Annotated in this window: 11 protein-coding genes and 2 pseudogenes; 6 read left to right on the top strand and 7 right to left on the bottom strand. The window is 74.2% G+C overall.

Features of this window, described 5'->3' with window-relative positions; genetic code table 11:
- Positions 1–213: 213 nt before the first annotated feature.
- Positions 214–1,314, top strand: coding sequence for an XdhC/CoxI family protein (locus tag M2163_RS42130; RefSeq protein ID WP_280896672.1), 1,101 nt, complete (start codon positions 214–216; stop codon positions 1,312–1,314).
- A 335-nt stretch (positions 1,315–1,649) separates the two neighbouring features.
- Here the strand turns inward: M2163_RS42130 and M2163_RS42125 are convergent.
- Positions 1,650–2,153: pseudogene (locus M2163_RS42125) on the bottom strand (metallophosphoesterase).
- Positions 2,154–2,531: 378 nt separating this feature from the next.
- Between M2163_RS42125 and M2163_RS42120 the strand changes: the two are divergent.
- On the top strand, positions 2,532–4,478 hold the full coding sequence (locus M2163_RS42120; RefSeq protein WP_280896671.1) for a glycosyltransferase family A protein: 1,947 nt from the start codon (positions 2,532–2,534) through the stop codon (positions 4,476–4,478).
- Positions 4,479–4,546: 68 nt separating this feature from the next.
- On the opposite strand, the gene M2163_RS42115 is transcribed toward M2163_RS42120, so the two are convergent.
- The 5 genes from M2163_RS42115 to M2163_RS42095 form a co-directional block, all read right to left on the bottom strand.
- Positions 4,547–5,350, bottom strand: a complete 804-nt coding sequence (locus tag M2163_RS42115; protein WP_280847591.1) for a class I SAM-dependent methyltransferase — start codon at positions 5,348–5,350, stop codon at positions 4,547–4,549.
- Positions 5,347–5,583, bottom strand: a complete 237-nt coding sequence (locus M2163_RS42110) for a hypothetical protein (RefSeq protein WP_280896670.1) — start codon at positions 5,581–5,583, stop codon at positions 5,347–5,349. Before M2163_RS42110 ends, M2163_RS42115 begins: the two co-directional genes overlap by 4 nt.
- Positions 5,584–5,939: 356 nt before the next feature.
- The gene (locus M2163_RS42105) at positions 5,940–6,116 is read right to left on the bottom strand and encodes a hypothetical protein (protein WP_280847593.1); all 177 of its coding nucleotides are present in this window, start codon (positions 6,114–6,116) and stop codon (positions 5,940–5,942) included.
- A gap of 154 nt (positions 6,117–6,270) precedes the next feature.
- Positions 6,271–6,690, bottom strand: a complete 420-nt coding sequence (locus M2163_RS42100) for a CBS domain-containing protein (RefSeq protein WP_280847594.1) — start codon at positions 6,688–6,690, stop codon at positions 6,271–6,273.
- Positions 6,691–6,736: 46 nt separating this feature from the next.
- Positions 6,737–9,184, bottom strand: a complete 2,448-nt coding sequence (locus tag M2163_RS42095) for a SpoIIE family protein phosphatase (protein ID WP_280847595.1) — start codon at positions 9,182–9,184, stop codon at positions 6,737–6,739.
- Between the two features lie 194 nt (positions 9,185–9,378).
- Here M2163_RS42095 and lanKC point away from each other — a divergent pair, with 194 nt between their 5' ends.
- The 4 genes from lanKC to M2163_RS46680 all read left to right on the top strand — a co-directional run bounded on the left by lanKC (position 9,379) and on the right by M2163_RS46680 (position 16,028).
- A complete protein-coding gene (gene lanKC / locus M2163_RS42090; RefSeq protein ID WP_280896669.1) occupies positions 9,379–12,003 on the top strand; it encodes a class III lanthionine synthetase LanKC in 2,625 nt (874 codons plus the stop codon).
- A 59-nt stretch (positions 12,004–12,062) separates the two neighbouring features.
- On the top strand, positions 12,063–12,179 hold the full coding sequence (locus M2163_RS42085; RefSeq protein ID WP_020117173.1) for a SapB/AmfS family lanthipeptide: 117 nt from the start codon (positions 12,063–12,065) through the stop codon (positions 12,177–12,179).
- A gap of 88 nt (positions 12,180–12,267) precedes the next feature.
- Positions 12,268–13,989, top strand: coding sequence for an ABC transporter ATP-binding protein (locus tag M2163_RS42080; protein ID WP_280896668.1), 1,722 nt, complete (start codon positions 12,268–12,270; stop codon positions 13,987–13,989).
- Positions 13,986–16,028: an ABC transporter ATP-binding protein gene (locus tag M2163_RS46680; protein ID WP_348541369.1), complete on the top strand. Its 2,043-nt coding sequence runs from the start codon at positions 13,986–13,988 to the stop codon at positions 16,026–16,028. Before M2163_RS42080 ends, M2163_RS46680 begins: the two co-directional genes overlap by 4 nt.
- Here M2163_RS46680 and M2163_RS46675 read toward each other — a convergent pair.
- A pseudogene (locus M2163_RS46675) lies at positions 15,951–16,235 on the bottom strand (LuxR C-terminal-related transcriptional regulator); the annotation flags it as partial. The gene M2163_RS46680 and the pseudogene M2163_RS46675 sit on opposite strands and share 78 nt — an antisense overlap.
- Positions 16,236–16,241: the final 6 nt, after the last annotated feature.

Below are 16,241 nucleotides of genomic sequence, written 5' to 3'. Positions count from 1 at the left end.
CGGTCGTGGTGGTGCTGCCGGACGGCCGGGAGCGTGGCGATCCGGAGCTGCTCGCGGCCCGGATGCGAGGCTTGCACCGGTCGGCGCACGGGTGATCCGGGCCGATCCGCTCAAGGCGCACCCCGGTCGCGCCGGCGAGCGTGGACGCGTTCGTCGAGGGGCACAGCATGGCCGCACCGGAGCGTCCGGCGGCGGTGGTGAAAGGAGCCGGCGATGCGTGACATCCTCCCGGTGCTGAACGGCTGGTACACGGCGGGGCTGCCGTTCGGACTGGCCACGGTCGTCTCGACGAGCCGCAGCGCGCCCCGCGATCCCGGGGCGGCCATGGCGGTCGGCCCGGGCGACGAGGTCGTCGGCAGTGTGTCCGGCGGCTGTGTCGAGAGCGCCGTCTTCGAGGTGGCGAAGGAGGTCGTGGCGAGCGGCGAGGCCCGCCTCGAGACCTTCGGGTACAGCGACGAGGACGCGTTCACGGTGGGCCTCACCTGCGGCGGGGAGATCACCCTCCTCGTACGGCCCGTGACGGCCGCCCTGGATCCCGCGTTCGGCGAGATCGCGGAGTCGGTGGCGGCGGGCGCCCCGGTGACCGTGGCGACGGTGACGGACGGCCCCGCACCGCGCGGCGCCACGCTCGCCGTGTGGCCGGACCGCGTCGCGGGCACCCTCGGCACCACCGGCCTGGACGTGGCGGTCACCGCCGACGCCCGCGGCGAACTCGCCCTGGGCGCGACCGGGTCGCGGCACTACGGCCCGCGCGGCGAGCGGCGTGAGGACGCGGTCGGCGTCTTCCTGCACTCCTTCGCACCGCCGCCCCGCATGCTGGTCTTCGGCGCGATCGACTACGCGGCCGCCGTCGCCCGCATCGGCGCGTTCCTCGGCTACCGGGTCACGGTCTGCGACGCCCGCCCGGTCTTCGCCACGCCGAAGCGCTTCCCGGAGGGCGTCGAGGTGGTCGTGGACTGGCCGCACCGCCACCTGAGCGGCACCGCCACCGACGACCGCACGGTGATCTGCGTGCTGACCCACGACCCCAGGTTCGACGTGCCCCTGCTGGAGGAGGCGCTGCGCCGCCCCGCCGCGTACATCGGGGCGATGGGCAGCCGCCGTACGCACGACGACCGGCTGAAGCGGCTCGCCGAGGCGGGGCTGACCGAGGCCGAGTTGTCCCGGCTGCGCTCGCCCGTCGGCCTCGACCTGGGAGCCCGTACGCCCGAGGAGGTCGCCGTGTCCGTGGCCGCCGAGATCATCGCCCTGCGCTGGGGCGGCAGCGGCGCCCCGCTGACCGCGACGGCGGGCGCCATCCACCCGTCTGGGTGAGGAACTGCTCCCCGGCAGGCCGAGGAAGCCGACGGCGAGCCGTTCGGCCTGCTGCGCGCGACCGGCGTACCGGGCGCCGGGCGGGCCGTGGCCGCGTCGGCGGCGGCCGACGTGGTGGTCGCGGACACGCGGATAGGACGACGGAATCGAGGAAGTGCACCGCGAAGCGTGTGAGGCGCGCTCACAGGGGTAGCCGCCGAGCTACGGGAGAGGGTGTGGGAGCCCTCACCCGCCTCCGATCGGGAAGGAGGTCCGTGAAAGCGCACACTCGTAGCGTCCGGGCCGCTCTCCGGTACACGGGGCGGCCCGGACCCCCTCCCCATGCCGGACCGGCGTCACCGGTGCGGCGGCAGCCGGTGCAGCTGGACGTCCGCGAGGCGGCCGTCGGCCACGGTGGCGGTCATGTACGTGCAGTATGGCTGGCGGCGGCGGTCGGTCGGCGAGCCGGGGTTCAGCAGTCGTAGGCCGCCGGGCGCGGTGGTGTCCCAGGGAATGTGGCTGTGCCCGAAGACCAGGACGTCGGTGTCGGGATAGCGGGCGGCACAGCGGGCCTCCCGCCCTTGCGCGGCACCGGTCTCGTGGACGACGGCGAAGCGCAGGCCGCCCAGTTCGACTTACGCCACCTCGGGCAGCCGGGCGCGCAGTTCGGGTCCGTCGTTGTTGCCGTAGACGCCCACGAGGCGGGCGCTGCGGCTCTCCAGCAGGTCGAGGGTGGCGGCGTCGACCCAGTCCCCGGCGTGGAACACGACGTCGGCGCGCGGGAGTTCGTCGAGCAGCCGGCCCGGGAGCTGCTTGGCGCGCTTGGGGAGATGGGTGTCGGACATCAGCAGCAGACGCACGGGATCACCCTAGAGGAGCCTGCGGACAGCGTCCGGGACGTACTGCCTCGGCACGCCTCCTGAACCGGACCGCCCCCTCGCCACCCCGTCCATCCGTCAACTTCCCTTGATTTTGGACCGGGTGACGTTGCCGGCAACAGGTCGACGCCGTCGGCGGCCACCGCAATGCGGCCCCGTCCCGGCGGCGCACGGCAACAGGCGAGGTCGGCGTCGTGAGCCTCACGTCACGGGCGGCACCGCCCCCACCCCGAGTGCCCGAACCCGGCGGCTCCCGCCCACGGAAGGCGGGAAACGGCAGGGGCCCGAGGTCGTTAGCATCGGCCCGCATTGCGCCAATTGTGACGCAAGCCACAAACCACCCAAGGAGTCCGGACCCCGATGCCGGTCAAGGTCAGCGTCGTCATCCCCGTCTACAACCCCGGGGAGTACATCGAGGACTGCGTCGCCTCGCTGCGCAGGCAGTCCCTGCCCCCCGACGAGTTCGAGGCGATCTTCGTCGACGACGGTTCGACCGACGCCACACCGGCCCGGCTCGACGCGCTGGCCGCCGAGGTCGCGAACATCACGGTCATCCACCAGGAGGCCTCGGGCTGGTCGGGCAAGCCCCGCAACGTCGGGATCGAGGCCTCCCGGGGCGAGTTCGTGATGTTCGTCGACAACGACGACTACCTCGGCGACGAGGCCCTGGAGCGGATGTACGACTACGGGGTCGCCAACGGCGCCGACGTGGTCGTGGGCAAGATGGCCGGCAAGGGGCGCGGCGTCCCGGTGGAGCTGTTCCGCCGCAACCACCCCCGCGCCACCGTCGACAGCGCCCCGCTGATCGACAGCCTGACCCCGCACAAGATGTTCCGGCGGGCCTTCCTCGACCGCATCGGCCTGCGCTTCCCCGAGGGCAGGCGCCGGCTGGAGGACCACGTCTTCGTCACCGAGGCGTATCTGCGCGCGGACAACGTCTCCGTGCTCAGCGACTACGTCTGCTACTACCACCTCAAGCGCGACGACGCCTCCAACGCGGGTTTCCAGCGCTTCGACCCGGTGGGCTACTTCGCGAACCTGCGCGAGGCGCTCGACATCGTCGAGAAGTACACCGAGCCGGGGCCCTCCCGCGACCGGCTGTTCCGTCGCTGGTTGCGCAACGAGATGGTCGAGCGGATGCGCGGCAGGCGGCTGCTGGCCGCGCCCGAGGACTACCGCAAGGAGCTCTTCACCGAGATCCGCGGGGTGGTCGTCGAGCGCTTCGGCCCCGGCGTCGCGGCCGGCCTCCAGCCCATCCAGCAGGTCGTCGCCGCGCTGATCGCCGACGGCAGGCTCGACGACCTGGTGGCGTTCGCCGAGTGGGAGGCCCCCATCGCCGCCAAGGCCGGGCCGGACGGCGTCGCGTGGGAGGACGGTGTGCTGCGGATCGGCCTGTCCGCCGAACTCGCGTCCCGGGGTGCGCCGCTGACGTTCCCCGCCGAGGGCGGCGCCACGCCGCTCACCAAGCCGCCCGCCTCCGTCGAGGAAGCCGTGGACTGGGTCGGCGCCCACGCCGTGGACGGCTTCCAGCGCGCCACGGTCGATCTGCTGGTGCAGGAACGCGCCAGCTCGGCCCAGTACTTCCAGCCCGTGGACTTCACCCGGGAGAGCGTCCCGGACGAGGACGGCCGGGTGCGGCTGGTGCTGCGGGGCACGGCGACGGTGGATCCGGCCGTTGCGGCCGACGGCGGCCCGCTCGGCGCCGGGCAGTGGGACGTGTTCGTCCGCGTCAAGCTCGCCGGCTGCACCAAACAGTGCCGGCTGGGCCCCGTCCCCCTCACGGGACGGTCGGCCGCGAACGCCGGTGTCACGGGCGGCCACGTCGTCCTGCCGTACTGGACCGCGAAGGGCTGCCTCGCCCTGGACGTCGACGCGGCGCGCAAGCGGCTGGGCTTCGAGCGGGTCACGCCCGGGGAGGTCACGGTCGCCGGCGACCGCGTCGAGATGCCGGTACCGATGCACGTCCCCCGTGACACGCCCGTACTGCTCGAACTCACCCGTGGTTCCGGCACCGCGCCCGCGAAGGTGCCCGGCACGCTGCGGCCCCAGGGCTCCGCGGCCCTCCTGGACGCGGTGCTGCCGGTCGGTGACCTGCCCGGAGCGGACTGGCGGGTGGCGCTGAGCCCGGCGCCCGAGGCCGAGGAGCCGCGCTTCCATCCGCTGCCCTTCGCGCTGCGGGTCAAGAGGGGCCGGGTCGAGGCGGTGGCCGTGCGCGCGCCCCGGCCCCCCGTGGGCCGGACGCTGGTCCGCAGGGGGCGGCGGCTGGCCGGGAAGCTGGTCCGCAGGTTCAGGGCGCTCGGCAGGTAGACACCGAGACGTACGCGTGGAGCCGGGGAGGACGCGGGCGCGTCCTCCCCGGCTCCACGCCGCTGTGCTCAGCCGGCGTCGCTGAGCTGTTTCAGGCTGGTGCGCAGGTGCTCCCAGCCGCGGTCCCGCTTGCTGCCGCGGTTGCGGGCGTTCACCAGCGGCTTCCAGAACGCGCCCTCGATCAGTGCCTCCGGGCTGATCGCCGCCGTCCGCTCCAGGACCGTCTCGGGCACCTTCTGCGGGTCGGGGACGACGTACTCCGCGATGATCTCGTCGTACTTGTCCTTGAGCACCGTGTTGGCCGGGTCCGCGCCGAAGACCACGAGCTGTCCGGTGGGCTCGGTGTCGACCAGGATCGTCACCAGGTCGGGGCGGTAGCGGTTCAGAACCTCGATGATCTTGTAGACGTCCCCGGTCCAGGCGTTGGTGTGCCGGTCACGCGCGGCCTCGTCCACGTTGCGCGGCAGCATGTCGTCGAAGACGATCACGCTGGCCCAGTCCGAGTGCTTCTCCACGTTGATGAAGTCGCGCAGGGCGTATTCGAACAGGTGCATGCCGTCGATGAACGCCAGGTCGAGCGTGACGTCCTTCCAGTACCCGAAGGGGCTGCGGTTGCGGATGATGTTGCGCAGCGGGTGGCGGCCGCCCTTGAGGTGCTGGAGGGGGTTCTCGCGCGCGAAGAAGTCGTCGCTGGTGGCCTTCGCCAGGTGGACGTCGCAGCGGATCTCGGTGACCACCTTGAACGCCGGGTCGATCGCGATGCTCGGTACCCGGGAGAACGTCAGGCTGCGGCCGTCGTTGACGCCGATCTCCAGGTAGTTGCGGTTCGCGCTGGCTTGGTGGAGCCCCCGCAGGAACTCGTGACGTTTCACTGGGAAATCTCCTTGCGGATGTGTGGCGGTGCTTCGTGCAGGGCGGACCGCCGGTCCCGGTGGGAGTCCGGCGCGACCTCCGTCCACCGGTCGCGCGCCGGGGCGCTGCGGGTGGGGCGTGGTGCGGGCCCGTCAAAGGCCCGGCTGCGGGTGGGGCCGACCCGGGTCGTGCCGGAGTCGGAGAGCGCGTGCCTGCGCCTGGGCACCGTCTCGGCGACCTCCGAGGCCGCCACGCACGAGAGTGCGGAGTGGGGGCGGGCTCGCGGGAAGGTCGGCTCGGCGGGACGGACGGCGAACGCCGGCTCGACTGCGTGTAGGGCGTCTGCGTTGGGGATGTCTGCGCGCGAGGCGTCTGCGTTCGGGGCGTCTGCCCGTGGGGTGTCACGGATCAGCAGCGGGCCCGCCAGGAGCGGCAGGCCGTGGGACGAGACTGGCTGACGGGCGACGGACGCCGGCTGTTCGGCCGGGGCGGGCGCACTCGGCCGCGAACGGACACCGGCCCCGGTGAACGGTACGAGGGCCTTCATTTGCGCCACCCTAGCCCGGATCCGTCACGGGGGGTGACTCCACGGTGGCGCCGAGTAAGGGATCAGTCCTCGCCGCGGAAGATGTTGTCCTCTCCCGTGTGCGCCGTGCCGGGGCCCACCCGGTCCTGGACCGCGGGCAGACAGGTCCGCAGGTCTCCCTTGCCGCGCAGGCGGCGTGCCGTGGACCAGCCCGTCTCGGGCCGGCGTGCTGCGGGTTTCTCAACGGTCTGCGGGGTCACGGCGGTTCACCGTCCTTCCATGCTCCCCTCCGGGTCCCCAGGGGGCCGCGGGACAAACGGACCGTGAGGCCCGTCGGCCCGCCGCCCCCGCACACACATTCGTCGAGGGGTCGGGGAACCTGAACTTGACGGACGGCCGAACCGGCCCGCCCGCTCAGGTGTTGGGCCGTGCCACGCTGATGTCGCCGAGGGCCGATTCAGGATCGCGTTCCATGGCCAGGTCGCCGAGGGCGACGATGCCGACCGGGTGGCCGTGGTCGACGACCGGGATCCGCCGCACGGCGTGCTCGCGCATGAGCTCGATCGCGTGGTCCAGGTCGTCCTCGGGGGTGACGGTCACCAGGTCGTCGCTGCACGCCCCGGCCACGGTGGTCTGCTCCGGGTCGCCGCCCTCGGCGAGGGACCGCACCACGAGGTCGCGGTCGGTGACCAGGCCGCGCAGTTCGTCGCCCTCGGTGACCAGGACGGCGCCGAGGTCCTGGTCGCGCATGATCCTGGCGACGGCCGTCACGGAGGTCTGCGGTTCCACCGTGACCGGGGCGCTGGTCATGATGTCGCTGACGTGCTGAGTCATGACGTACCTCTCTGCTGCGGGGATGGTCCGCTTCGGGTACCCCTCCTCAGGCGTCCAGTGCGATTTCGCTCCACACCTGTTTGCCGCCGCTGACGGGCACGCTGCCCCAGGCCGACGACACGGCCTCGACCAGCAGGATGCCGCGCCCCCCGGTGGCCTCCCAGCCGATGCTGGTGGGCTTGACGGGGGTCCGGGGCGAGGCGTCGGCGACGGAGACGCGCAGCCTCCGGCCGACGAGGGTGAGGTCGAGGCGGACCTGGCCGCCGGTGTGCACCAGGGCGTTGGTGACGAGTTCGGAGACGACCAGCAGGGCGCTGTCCATGGCGTCCTCGGGGACGCCCCAGCCGCGCAGGGTGCGGCGGGTGAAGCGGCGGGCGTGCCGGGTGGCCTCCGGGACCCGCCACACCGTCCAGCTCTCCCGGAGCGGGTGGGTGGCCATGCCGTCGTAGCGCAGCAGGAGCAGGGCGACGTCGTCGCTGCGGCGGGCGCCGCCGAGCAGGACGTCCGCGACGAGGCCGAGGTGGGACGGGTCGGCGGCGGCCACCCCGCGGGCGAAGCGGTCCATGCCCTCGTCGATGTCGGACTCCTTGGACTCCACCAGACCGTCGGTGGTCAGGGCGACCAGGGTGCCGGGCGCCAGCCGGAGCGGGGTCATCGGGAAGTCGGCCTGGGCCAGCACCCCGAGCGGGGGGCCGCCGTCGGCCTCGGCGATCTCCGTGGTGCCGTCGGGGCGGCGCAGCACCGGTGGCAGGTGCCCGGCGCGCACGCACCAGGCGGTGCCCTCCTCCAGGTCGACGTCCACATAGGTGCACGTGACGAAGAGTTCGGAATCCAGGTCCATGAGGAGCCTGTTGGCGTGGGCGACGACGACGTCCGGGGGATGGCCCTCGACGGCGTAGGCGCGCAGCGCGGTCCGCATCTGGCCCATGAGGGTCGCGGCGGCGGCGCTGTGGCCCTGGACGTCACCGATGACCAGGGCGACGCGGTGGTCGGGCAGCGGGATCACGTCGTACCAGTCTCCGCCCAGCTCCAGCCCCGCGGTGCTGGGCAGATAGCGGGCGACGGCGACCGCGCCGGGCAGCCGGGGCAGGCGGCGGGGCAGCAGCTGGCGCTGGAGCATGCCGACGAGTTCGTGCTCGGCGTCGAGGGCGTGGGCGCGCATCAGTGCCTGCCCCGCGAGCCCTGCGGAGGCGGTGAGCAGGGCACGCTCGTCGGGGTCGAAGTGGTGCGGGGTGTCCCAGCCGATGAGGCAGGCGCCGGCCATACGGCCCGCGGCGGGCAGCGGCAGGACGGCTAGGCCGCCGGGGCCGACGTCGGCGAGGGCGGGTTCGAGGAGGGTGCCGGCCGGCCAGATCTGGGCGCGGCCCTCGCGCAGGGCGCCGGCCAGGGTGGGCATGGCCCGTACGGGTGCCTCGGGCCACTCGCTGCGCCACTCCAGGCGCCACAGCTCGGGCCAGGACTCCGCTTCGGGCGGGTCGAGGACGGTGACGACGAGCCGGTCGTTCTCCAGCTCGGCGAGGGCGATCCGGTCGGCCCTGAGCGGGGCGCGCAGGGCGGAGACCACGGCCTGGCTGACGTCGCGGACGGTGCCCGCCATGGAGAGGGCGGCGGCCAGGCGCTGGACGCGGGCCACGTCGGTGACGTCGGAGCGCAGGGTGGAGGCGTCGGCGACGGTGCCCACGAGCCGGGCGGGGCGGTCGTCGCCGCCGGGCAGCATGCGGCCGCGCAGCCGGAGCCATTTGGGCGGTCCCGTGGGCTGGAGGATGCGGAATTCCAGCTCGCGGTCGCCGGCGGACAGGTGACCGGCCTCGAACAGGGACATCAGCGAGGGCAGGTCCTCGGGGACGGTCAGGCCGAGCAGGGTCTCGATCTTGCCGTCGAAGGCGGTCCGGCTCATGCCGAACAGCTCCAGGATGCCGTCGCCGACCTCGACCCGGCCGGTGTCCATCTCGAGGCTGAACGTGTGGGAGCCCGGTTCCGTGCCGTCCGGGGCGGCCGCGGGGGCGGGGCAGACGACGGCGTCGGCGATCAGTTCGAGGCACTTGCGGTCCTCGTCGTCGAATCCGTGCGGGCCTTCGCTGACGGCGACGAGACAGGCCTGGCCGTCGTCGCCGTGGGCGGGCAGCACGGCCAGGTGGACGTCCCGCCGGGCCACCGTGCGGGACTCGGCGCAGGCGGCGAGTTCGTCCGGGCCGAGGAAGAGCGGCCTGCCGGAGCGGTGCGCGTCGGCGGGCGGGGAGTCGCCGGAGCCCGGATAGCTGTCGCGCAGCCCGTAGACCGTCCGGGGGACACCGGCCGACTCGACGAGGCGCAGCACCTCCCCGTCCTCACCGGGCATGTACACGGCGGCCAGTGTCGCCCCGGTGAAGACGAGCGCCTGTTCCAGGACACGGCGCAGCCGCTCCGGCGACTCAGGACCGTCCGTGAGCGCTGTCAGGGCATTTTCGGCACGCAGCGCTCTCGTTCTGCGTCCCGCAGCGCCCTCACTCACCACTTCGCCATTACAGCGCTAATACGGCACGTGCGCAGCCCCTGTGAGCGTTCCGTGGAGCGACCGCGGCCGGGGACGCTCGAAACCTCTCGAACAATTCTTGACGCATGCGTTTCGCACAGTGCTCTCGTGACAGCCGTGACTGTCCGTGGCCACCGCCCGCTGGAAGGCTCTGCGGTGGGCCAAGGAGGGGACGCATGGACAAGCGCTACGAGGTGTACGCGCTCGCCGACAGACACTTCTACGAGACGCCCGACCGGATCTCCGCCGGTGAGGCGCCCGTCTACGAGACGGCGCGCCGCGCGGTGCCGGCCGGCTGGGACGCGGCGCGCATCGGCGACTGGCTGACGCTCACACCGCTCGGCACGGACGGGAAGCCGGTGCCGGGCCCGTCCCAGGGCTGGAAGATCCACGCCTCGGCCACCCGGGAGAACGCGGAGCGGATCGCCGCCGTCGTGTGGGACTACTGCGTGCCCCGGCGCATCCCGTTCAAGTTCGTGCCCGGCCCGCATCTGCTGCACCTGCGCAACACCAAGTACGCGGCCCGCGACACCAGCGGCAAGTTCGTCACCGTCTACCCGGCCGACGAGGAGCAGCTGCACGAGGTGCTCCGCGAGCTGGGCGAACTCCTGGAGGGCTTCGAGGGCCCGTACATCCTCACCGACCTGCGCTGGCACGAGGGCCCGCTCTACGTCCGCTACGGCGCTTTCGCGCGCATGTTCGTCGTCGACGAGCGGGGCTCACTGGTACCGGCGGTGCGGGACGGCGAGGGCAAGCTGGTGCCGGACCGGCGGGCACCGTCCTTCCAGGTGCCCGAATGGGTGACGCTGCCCGCCTTCCTGGAGCCGCATCTTCAGGCGCGCAACACCACGACGGTCGGCGAGCTGCCGTACCGGATCGAGAAGGCGCTGCACTTCTCCAACGGCGGCGGTGTCTACACCGGCACCGACACCCGCGACGGGCGCAAGGTCGTCCTCAAGGAGGGCCGGCCGCACGCGGGACTCGCCGCCGACGGGGCGGACGCCGTCGCCCGCCTGGAGCGGGAGAAGGACGCCTTGGAACGGGTGGCGGGGACGGGCGTGGTGCCCGAGGTGCGGGACTGGTTCACCCTCGGCGACCACCGGTTCCTCGTCATGGACTTCCTGGAGGGGCGCCCGCTGAACTCCTTCTTCGCCGAGCGGCATCCGCTGCTCGGTCCGGACCCCGATCCGCAGGCCGTCGCCGACTACACCGCCTGGGCGGTGCGCATCCACGGCGCGGTGGAACGGGCGGTGGAGGCGGTGCACGCCCGCGGGATCGTCTTCAACGACCTGCACGTCTTCAACATCATGGTCGGCCCCGACGAGGAGTCGGTGTCGCTGCTCGACTTCGAGGCGGCCGCGCCGGTCGAGGAGAACGGCCGCCAGGTGGTCGCCCACCCCGGCTTCTTCGCCCCGCCGGACCGCAAGGGCGTCGACGTCGACCGCTACGCCCTGGCCTGTCTGCGGATCGCCCTGTTCCTGCCGGTGACCACGCTGTTCGTGGTGGACCGGGGGAAGGCCGCCCATCTGGCCGAGGTGGTCCTCCGCCAGTTCCCGGACGTGCCGCGGGAGTTCCTCGACGAGGCGGTCGCGGAGATCACCCGGGACACCGCCCCGGACACCGGCGGCGAGCGCAGGGCCCTGAAGACGGCGCCGTCCTACCTCGAACCCGGCGACTGGCCCTACAGCCGCGACTCCATGGTCAAGGCGCTCCTCGCCTCGGCCACCCCGGAGCGCCAGGACCGGCTCTTCCCCGGCGACATCACCCAGTTCAACGACGGCGGCGGCCTCGGCCTCGCGCACGGCGCGGCCGGAGTCCTGTACGCGCTGGACGCGGTCGGCGCCGAGCGCTACGAGGAGGGCGAGCGCTGGCTCCTGGCCCGCACCGCGCCCCCGCCGACCGGCACACCGCTCGGGCTCTACGACGGCCTCGCGGGCGTCGCGCACGTCCTGGACCGGCTCGGCCACCGGCAGCGCGCCCTCGACCTGGTCGGGCGGGTGCTCGCGGAGCGCTGGCAGAACCTCTCCTCCGACCTGCACGGCGGCCTGGCCGGACTCGGCCTGGTCCTCGGCGAACTGGCCCGCACCACGGGCGAGTCGGAGCTGCGGGACCGTGCCGCCGAGGCCGCCGACGTCCTCGTACGGCGACTCGCGCAGCCCCCCGCGGACACCAGGCGGCGCCGGGCCGGGCTGCTGAAGGGGTGGACCGGGCCCGCGCTGTTCCTGCTGCGGCAGTACGAACTCACGCACGAGCCACTGCTGTTGCGGGCGGCCGAGGTGGCGCTGCGCAGGGACCTGGAGTGCTGCGTGACGCATCCGAGCGGCTCGCTGGAGGTCGACGAGGGCTGGCGGACGCTGCCCTACCTCGGGGAGGGAAGCGCCGGCATCGGGATGGTCCTGGACGACTACCTCGCCCAGGGCGCCGACACCGAGGGCGAGTTCGAGCGGGCACGGGCCGGCGTGCTGACCGCCGCCACCAGCCGCTTCTACGTCCAGCCCGGCCTCTTCCAGGGCCGCGCCGGGATGATCCTGCACCTCGCGCGCACGGACACCCCCGGCGCGACCCGCGAGCGGCTCGCCCAGCAGATCGACGGGCTCGGCTGGTTCTCGATGGACTACCAGGGCCAACTGGCCTTCCCCGGCCACCAGATGATGCGGCTGTCGATGGACCTGGGCACCGGAACGGCAGGGTGCCTGCTCGCGCTCGGCGCGGCCCACGCGGCCCCCGGCGCCCCGACCGCCGCCCACCTGCCGTTCCTGCCGCCGCTCCGGCGGCCCCGAGAACGCGGTTCCGCGATGTGATGGAGCCGTGACCCAACCCCGTCCCCACGGGTGGACGACACCGAGGAAAGGAAACCGAGATGGCACTTCTCGACCTGCAGACGATGGAGTCCGACGAGCACACCGGCGGCGGCGGCAACAGCACCCTGAGCCTGCTGTCCTGCGTCAGCGCCGCGAGCGTCACGCTCTGTCTCTGACAGGCATCGTGCGCCCATGACTCCGGGCGGTCCACTCCCGCGAGGGAGGGGCCGCCCGGGGTCCTGCACACCTGCGGAAGGCCGCCGTATGACGACTGACACCTCGCCTCCGGCCACGCACGGTCTCCTGGGTCCGGCCCCCGCCCGCTGTCTGGTCCTGTGCCTGGTGAGCACGGCGGCGACCGGCGCCGGACTGCTGCTGCCCGCGGCTCTCGGCCGCACCCTGGACCTGCTGCTCGCCCAGGCACCGGCGACCCGCTGGGTCCTGGGCTGCGCCGCACTGGTCCTCCTCGTCGCCCTGCTCGACGCGGCGGAGACCGTCCTCGGCGGCACCCTCGACGCCCGCACCACCGCCTGGCTGCGCCGGCGTCTGACCGGGCACGTCCTGGCCGTCGGGCCGCGCGCCGGCGCCCGCTTCGGGCCGGGAGACCTCGTCGCCCGCCTCGTCGGCAACGCCGCCCAGGCCGGCACCGCACCGACCGCCCGCGCCGCCCTGTGCGCCGCGCTCGCCGGACCGGTCGGCGCCGTCGTCGCCCTCGGCCTCATCTCCCCCTGGCTCGCCGCCGTGTTCCTGGCCGGAGCGCCGGTGCTCGCCCTGCTGCTGCGCGCCTTCGCCCGGGACACCCGCGCGTGCGTGACGCGCTACCAGGAGGTGCAGGGCCGGATCGCGCAGGCCCTGTCCGAGGCCGTCGGCGGACACCGCACCATCCGGGCCGCGGGGACACAGGACCGGGAGACCGCCCGCGTCCTGCGCCCGCTGCCCGAGCTGTCCGAGGCCGGGCACCGCATGTGGCGGGTGCAGGGCCGGGCCTCGGGCCAGTCCGTCGCCGTGGCCCCGCTGCTTCAGATCGCCGTGGTCGCCGTGGCCGGGGTCCTGCTCGCCCGGCACCGTGTCACGGTGGGCGAGGTCCTCGCCGCCTCCCGGTACGCGGTCCTCGCGGCCGGCGTGGGCGTGCTGGTGGGCCGGCTCGCCGGCCTGGCCCGGGCCCGGGCGGCGGCCGGACGTCTGGACGAGGTCCTCGCGGAGCCCGCCGTCGAGCACGGCGGACGCCGGCTGCCGCCCGGCCCGGGGCGGCTGGAACTGCGGGGCGTCACCGCCCTGCGCGGCGCACGCGCCGTCCTCGACGGGGTCGACCTCGTGGTGCCGGGCGGGACGACCCTGGCGGTGGTCGGCCGGTCGGGGGCGGGCAAGTCGCTGCTCGCCGCCGTCGCCGGGCGCCTCGCCGACCCGGACGCCGGGGAGGTCCTGCTCGACGGGGTGCCGCTGCGCGAGCTCACCCACGACGAGCTGCGCCGCTCGATCGGGTACGCCTTCGAACGCCCCGCCCTGCTCGGCGGCACCGTCGAGGAGGAGATCGGCCTCGCCCTCGCCTCCCCCTCCCCCGCCCGGGTCCGCGAGGCCGCCCGCACGGCCCGCGCCGACGACTTCGTGCGCCGGCTCCCCGACGGTTACGACACCCTCGTCGCGGACGCTCCCCGCTCCGGTGGGGAGTCCCAACGGCTGGGGCTGGCCCGTGCGTTCGCCCACGGCGGCCGGCTGCTCATCCTCGACGACGCCCTCTCCAGCCTCGACACGGTCACGGAGGCCCGCATCGCCGAGGCCCTGGTGGGCGGCGGGGCGGCCGGCACCCGTCTGCTGGTCGCCCACCGCACCGCCACGGCGGCCCGCGCGGACGCGGTGGCCTGGCTGGACGGCGGGCGGGTGAGGGCGGTGGGACCGCACGAGGAGCTGTGGCGGCTGGCGGAGTACCGGGCGGTGTTCGGGGGCGAGGCCGAGGGGGCGGACGCCTCGGACGGGGGACCGTCATGAGCGCCGGCCCGGCCCGCGGCGGCGGGATGTACGGGCGCGGCTTCCGGTTCCTGCGGGCCCGTTGGCGGGTGCTGGTCCGGCTCGGCGGCTGGTCCGTGCTGGAGACCGGGCAGACCTTCCTCACCGGGTACGCGCCCGCCCGCGCCCTGGACGAGGGGTTCCTGGCCGGACGGCCCGGTGTCGGACTCGGATGGCTCGGGGCGGCCGCGATCGGGGTGCTCGTCGGGGCGTACGGAACGGTACGGGTGTACGCCGCCGTCGCCGCGCTGGTGGAGCCGCTGCGGGACCTGCTGGTCCGGCGGGTGGTGGAGCGCGGGGTCCGGGATGCGGACACGGGTGCGCTGTCCGGGCTGACGCAGCAGGTCGAGATCGCGCGGGACACGTTCGCCGGGCTCGTGATGGTGTCGCGTTCGTTCGTCTTCACGTCCGTCGGCGCCGTGGTCGGACTGGCCTCGCTCGACCCGTTGCTGCTGCTGGTCGTGGGGCCGCCGCTCGCCGCGGGACTGGGCCTGTTCGCGGCCACCCTGCGTCCGCTGGCCCGGCGCCAGGAGGAGTTCCTGGTCGCCGACGAGGCGCTGGCCGACGGTCTGGGCAGGGTCTGTCCGGGCTTGCGGGACATCACGGCGGCCGGCGCGGAGCAGCGGGTCGCCGCCGACACGGGCCGGCTCGTGGACACCGAGCGGCGGGCCGCGTACTCCCTGGCCCGCTGGTCCGTCCTGCGCGTGGCCTCCCTCGCCCTGGGCGGCCAGCTCCCGATCGTCCTGCTCCTCGCCTGCGCCCCCTGGCTCCTGGCCCGCGGCATCACCGCGGGCGCCCTCGTCGGCGCCCTCGCCTACGTCACCCAGTCCCTCCTCCCGGCCCTGCGCAACCTGGTCCACGGCCTGGGCACGAGCGGCTCGCGCCTGGTGGTGGTCCTACGGCGGCTGGTCCGCGAGCCCACGCGGACGGCACCCCACGACACCAACCCTCCGCCCGGCCCGGCCGACACCACCGACCCGGCCGACGCGGTCCGCCCGGCGGCCCACGGCCTCCCCGCGCACGGACGTGAAGCCCTCGGACCCGACCACTCCCCCACCCTCGAACGGGCCGCCGGCTCCGGCTCACCCACTCCGACGCGGCCGACGACACCCCGGCTCCCCACCGCCCACCCCCTGGGGGCCCCCGCGCTCTCCCTCACCGCCCTCTCCTTCGCCTACGGCCCCGCCGCCACTCCCGTCGTCGACCGCCTCGACCTCGACCTCGCGCCCGGCGCCCACCTGGCCGTCGTAGGGCCCAGCGGGATCGGGAAGTCCACGCTCACCGCTCTGATCGCGGGGCTCCTGGAGCCCACCGGGGGGAGGATCCGGCTGTGGGGACACCCCGTGCCCTCACCCGCCGCGGCCGCGCTGCGCGTGCTCATCCCGCAGGAGGCGTACGTCCACAGCGGCACCCTCGCCGAGAACCTCGGCCATCTGAGGCAGGACCCGGTGCCCGAGCCGGAGCTGCTCGCGGCGGCCGAGGCCGTCGGGCTCACCCCGCTCCTCGAAGCGCTCGGCGGACCGCGGGCGGCCGTCGACCCGGCCACGCTGTCCGCGGGCGAGCGGCAGCTCGTCGCGCTGGCCCGGGCCCATCTGTCGTACGCCCCCCTCGTGCTGCTCGACGAGGCGACCTGCCATCTGGACCCGCGGTCCGAGGAGCGCGCCGAGCGGGCCTTCGCCAACCGGCCGGGGACCACGCTGGTGGTCGTCGCCCACCGGATCAGCTCGGCCCGCCGCGCGGACCGCGTGCTGCTGATGGACGGCCCGCGTACGGCGTACGGCACGCACGACGAGCTGGTGCGGAAGTCGCCCGCCTACCGCGCACTCGTGGGCGGCTGGACGGCGGTGCCCCCCGGGCGCTCAGAGCCAGCCCTGCCCCTGCGAGATCCGGATCGCGTCGATGCGGTTGCGGGCCCCGGTCTTGCGGGTGATCGCGGCCATGTAGTTGCGCACGGTCCCGTGGGACAGGCACAGGCTCCCCGCGATCTCCGCGATGGAGGCCCCCTCGGCCGCGAGGGATAACACGCTCAGTTCACGTCTGGTCAGGGGCATCTCCGCGGCCTGGAGGAAACCGAAGCCCAGCGAGTCATCGACGAAACGTTTCCCTTCGGCGACCCGGCGGATCCCCCGCACCAGCCGCTCCGGCGCCGCCCCCTCCTTGTCGACGTACCCGAGCGCTCCCGCCTCCACGGCCCGCTTCAGCAGTCCGGGCCGGTTGGCGCTGGCCATCACGAG

It is taken from the genome of Streptomyces sp. SAI-135 (assembly GCF_029893805.1).
GTDB lineage: Bacteria > Actinomycetota > Actinomycetes > Streptomycetales > Streptomycetaceae > Streptomyces.
The sequence above is the reverse complement of the archived record's forward strand: the minus strand, read 5'-3'. Positions and strand labels throughout refer to the sequence as shown.